At 66.2% G+C, this 4264-nt stretch carries 3 protein-coding genes; 2 read left to right on the plus strand and 1 reads right to left on the minus strand.

What is annotated here, in order from left to right:
* The first annotated feature begins 58 nt into the window (after positions 1 to 58).
* Together VFQ05_18620 and VFQ05_18625 are read left to right on the plus strand one after the other, a co-directional pair.
* Complete coding sequence (locus VFQ05_18620) at positions 59 to 2164, plus strand: multicopper oxidase domain-containing protein (GenBank protein HET9328785.1); 2106 nt, start codon at positions 59 to 61, stop codon at positions 2162 to 2164.
* 80 nt (positions 2165 to 2244) lie between these two features.
* Positions 2245 to 3951, plus strand: coding sequence for an FG-GAP-like repeat-containing protein (locus VFQ05_18625; GenBank protein HET9328786.1), 1707 nt, complete (start codon positions 2245 to 2247; stop codon positions 3949 to 3951).
* Positions 3952 to 4023: 72 nt separating this feature from the next.
* Here the strand turns inward: VFQ05_18625 and VFQ05_18630 are convergent.
* Positions 4024 to 4264, minus strand: a 241-nt coding sequence (locus VFQ05_18630) for a FlgD immunoglobulin-like domain containing protein (protein ID HET9328787.1), incomplete at its 5' end; no start/stop codon positions are given.

Genomic DNA, 4264 nt, shown 5'->3' on the forward strand with positions numbered 1-4264 from the left:
CCCGGCCTCCAGACATCGAGGGCGCGCCACCTGAGCGAATCGCTCTAGGAGGTGTCAAATGTCCGCCCGACGCTTCGCGTCCGCGCGGCGCCTGCCGATTCTCGTGATCGCGCTCGGCCTGCTACTCATCGCAGGCGTCGCAAGCGCGCAGGTGCTGCTCGATCCTCTCTCGCTCACCAAGTACATCGACCCGCTCCCCGTTCCTGGCGCGATGCCGACGGCCGGTCCGAACTACTACGAGATCGGGGTGTGGCAGATCCAGCAGCAGCTCCACAGCCAGCTCCCGCCCACCACGTTGTACGGCTACGGGACCTCGCAGGCCACGGCGAGCTATCCCGGTGCCACCATCGTGGCGCAGAAGGGCGTACCGATCTCGATCCGGTGGACCAACAACCTGCCTCCGGGGCCGCATATCCTCGAATACGCCATCGACCCGACGATCCCCCGGGCGATGACCACGACCGGGGTGCCGATCGTGACCCACGTGCACGGCGGCGAACAGGAGCCCGAGAGCGACGGAACCCCGATGCAGTGGTTCACGCCTGGCTTCGCCGAGAAGGGTCATGACTGGAAGAAAGAGGTCTTTCATTACGCCAACAACCAACTCGCCTCGACCATCTGGTACCACGATCACGCGTTCGGTTACACGCGGCACAACGTGTACGCCGGGCTCGCGGGCTTCTACGTCATCACCGATCCCGGCAACGAGCCTGCCGACCTCCCGAGCGGTCCATACGACATCGGGCTCGCGATCCAGGATCGGATGTTCACGACCGATGGCCAGCTCTGGTACCCCAACGAGGGTGAGACTCCCGAGCGCCCGGTGTGGATCCCCGAGTTCTTCGGCGACGTGATTCTGGTCAACGGAAAGGTGTGGCCGTACCTGAATGTGGAGCCCCGCAAGTATCGGTTCCGCATCCTCGAAGGCTCCAACGCCCGGTTCTACAGCCTGGCGCTCGCCGATCGCACGACGAGCGCGCCAGGACCGGCCTTCTACCAGATCGCGACCGACGGCGGTTACCTTGCCGAGCCGGTGCTTCTCAACGACCCGAACGACCCCATGTCGCCGCGGCTGATCATCGCTCCCGGCGAGCGCGCCGAGGTCATCATCGACTTCTCGGCCTACGCCCCCGGGACGGAGTTCATGCTGAAGAACACGGCGAAGGCGCCGTTCCCGAACGGTGAGACCCCTGATCCTCAGACCGTGGGCCAGGTCATGCTGTTCCGGGTGGTGCCGCTGACCTCGCCGGACAACAGCGTGATCGCGCAGAACCTCGCCACCGTGAACCGACTCAGCAACCCCACGGTGACGAGGGTGATGACCCTCAACGAGCAGATGGGTCAGGAGGGACCGGTGGGCGCCTTCCTGAACGGCATGCCATTCCACGATGTGCCCGTCACCGAGTATCCCACGCTCGGCAGCACGGAGATGTGGGAGATCGTGAACATGACGGGTGACACGCATCCCATCCACATCCATCTCGTCCAGTTCCAGCTCCTGAACCGCCAGAGGATCAACGCGAAGCGGTACGAGCAAGCGTTCATGGAGGCGAATCCGGAGTTGCCGGCCGACACGTACGTTCCAGTACCGGTGGAGCCCTACGCGAAAGGCAAGCCGAAGCCGGCCGACGCCAACGAACGCGGATGGAAGGATACGTTCCGGATGAACCCCGGCGAGGTGACCCGAATCCTGGTGCGCTTCGCCCCGCAGGACGAGTCGCCCTCCTTCGCCTTCGACGCCACTGCCGAGCCCGGATATGTGTGGCACTGCCACATCCTCGAGCACGAGGAGAACGACATGATGCGGCCGTATCACCTCGTGGCTGCAGCTCCCATGGTGGCGCAGCAGGGAGCCTCCGTGGCCGGCGTGAGCCCGGCGGCGACGCACGGGACCCAGTTCCGGGCGCCAACGCCGAATCCGGCGAGCACCGGCGGCGAGCTGCAGTTCACGCTGATGAATCCTGGCCGCGTCGAGATCGACCTCTACACGGTCCAAGGTCGTCATGTGAAGGCGCTCGGCAACGGGTGGTACCCGGCCGGCGCGCATCGCATCGCCTGGGGACGCTCCAGCAACAACGGTGAAGCGCTGGCGGGCGGTGTGTACTTCGTCCGCTTCAAGGGCGACGGCGTGACTCGCACGCAGAAACTGGTTCTCCTTCCGTAGGCTCAAAGGTGGAGGCCTCGCCCGCCCGGGCGGGGCCTCCGCCGTTCGTATCGGAGAGGCCGAAGGTCGCGGGGGTCCCCATGATTCTTCGTGTGCAGCGTTCGATGGCCGCCTTCGCCCTGGCCGTTTTGGCCGGGGCCTTCTCTCCGCAAAGCGTCGAGGCGCAGTTCACAGCCATCACCAAGAATCCTCTGGGTGCGAACGGGATGGGCTTCGGTGTGTCTTGGGTCGACTACGACGGCGATGGTGACGACGATCTCTTCCTCACCTACGACGGTCCGAATCTCCTGCTGCGGAACGACGGAGCCGACGACTTCACCGATGTCACTCCCGCATTGCTCGCAGGCAACGAGAACAGCGGCTCGGGCGTGTGGGGTGACTTCGACAACGATGGAGACCCGGATCTGTACGTCGTCAACTACTTCGCGGCGAACAAGCTCTTCCGCAAAGACGCCGCCGGGTTCGCGGATGCCACCGTCGGCCCATTGGGGGTGAACGGTCCCGGCCAAAGCGCGGCATGGGGCGATGCCGACGGCGACGGCGCGCTCGACCTCTACGTCGTCCACTACGGAACGCCGAACAAGCTCTTCCGTAACCTCGGAGGTGGAGCGTTCGTCGATGCCTCGCTCGGACCGCTCGCCGATGCTGGCTGGGGCCTGGCCGCGACATGGGGCGACTACGACAACGACGGGGATTCCGACCTCTACATCACCAACGACGGCCCGAATCGGCTTCTCCGTAACGATGGGGGAGGCGTGTTCGCGCGCGTCGTCGGCCTGGTCATCGAAGACGGCGGACCGGGTCAGGGCGCGGCGTGGGGCGACTACGACAACGACGGGGATCTCGACCTCTATATCGCCAACTACGGGACTCCGAGCAAGCTGTTGAGGAACGACGGGGCCGGTGTGTTCACGCCGCTCACCGCGGGGCCGCTCGGCGATCGCGGGAACAGCACGGGAGTGGCCTGGGCCGATTACGACCATGACGGGGACCTCGACCTCTATCGAACCAGCTACGGCTCAGGCAACAAGCTGATGCGTAACGACGGCAATGGCGTGTTCACCGGCATCACCAGCGGCGCGCTGGGCGACGCCTTCAACAGCAATGGCACGGCCTGGGCCGACTACGATGGCGATGGAGATCAGGATCTCTACGTGGTGAACGATGGGCACGCCAACGTCCTGCTCCGGAACGATCTGGTTTCGTCCAATCACTGGCTCGAGATCCAGCTCGAGGGCGGACCGTCGAACCGCGCTGCGATCGGTGCTCGCGTGCGAGTCGCGAGCGGAGCCCTGCGCCAGGTCCGCGAGGTGTCCGGCGGATCGGGCTACATGTCTCAGGACTCACGGATCGTGCACTTCGGTCTCGGCGGCAGCGCCGTCGCGGACACCGTGACGGTGCGGTGGCCCTCCGGCATCGTGACGCGCTCTTTCGCCGTTCTTGCCGATCAGCGCATTCTCATTCGTGAGCAGGATCTTGTCGGCGTGGACGGTGGCTTGGTCTCGGCACCGCGATTCGAGCTCGGGGCCCCGACCCCCAACCCGGTCGCGAACCGCACATCGATCGCCTTCACGATTCCGAGGTCCGGGGCGGTGCGGCTCGCGATCTTCGACGTCCAGGGCCGCATGGTGACCAAGCTCGTGGATCGGGCGCTGTCGTCAGGTCCTCACGAAGCGCGGTGGGACCGGCGTGACACTCGAGGCAACCTCGCCCCCGGAGGAGTCTACTTCGCGCGGCTCGAGGCGGACCGATGGCGCGCGACGCGCAAGCTGGTACTCTTGCCGTGAACGCAGCGGTCAACGCTGATCGCGAGGTGTCGCGATGCGACTTCCACAGCCACACCCCGATGTAAGCGCGGACTACCTGAGCCGCACCACCGATCGGGTCAGCGCGATCCCTGGCCCCTGGACGCGTAGGAAATAGAGTCCGGCGCCCGCCGGGCGGCCGTCGCTCGTCCGGCCGTCCCACGTGATCTTGTGCGCCCCCGCGGAAAGCGTCGCGGCGCCGAGGTCCGCCACCGCGCGGCCGTCGACCCCGTAGACCGCCATGCGGACGCGCGCCGCGGCCGGCAGCGCGAAGGACAGGTGGACGCGGTCGACG

The organism is Candidatus Eisenbacteria bacterium, assembly GCA_035712145.1.
Lineage (GTDB): Bacteria > Eisenbacteria > RBG-16-71-46 > RBG-16-71-46 > RBG-16-71-46 > DASTBI01.

Bases quoted from the DNA above. Each gene is read 5' to 3' on its own strand.
- VFQ05_18620 (HET9328785.1), top strand. From the start codon at position 59: ATGTCCGCCCGACGCTTCGCGTCCGCGCGGCGCCTGCCGATTCTCGTG.
- VFQ05_18625 (HET9328786.1), top strand. From the start codon at position 2,245: ATGATTCTTCGTGTGCAGCGTTCGATGGCCGCCTTCGCCCTGGCCGTT.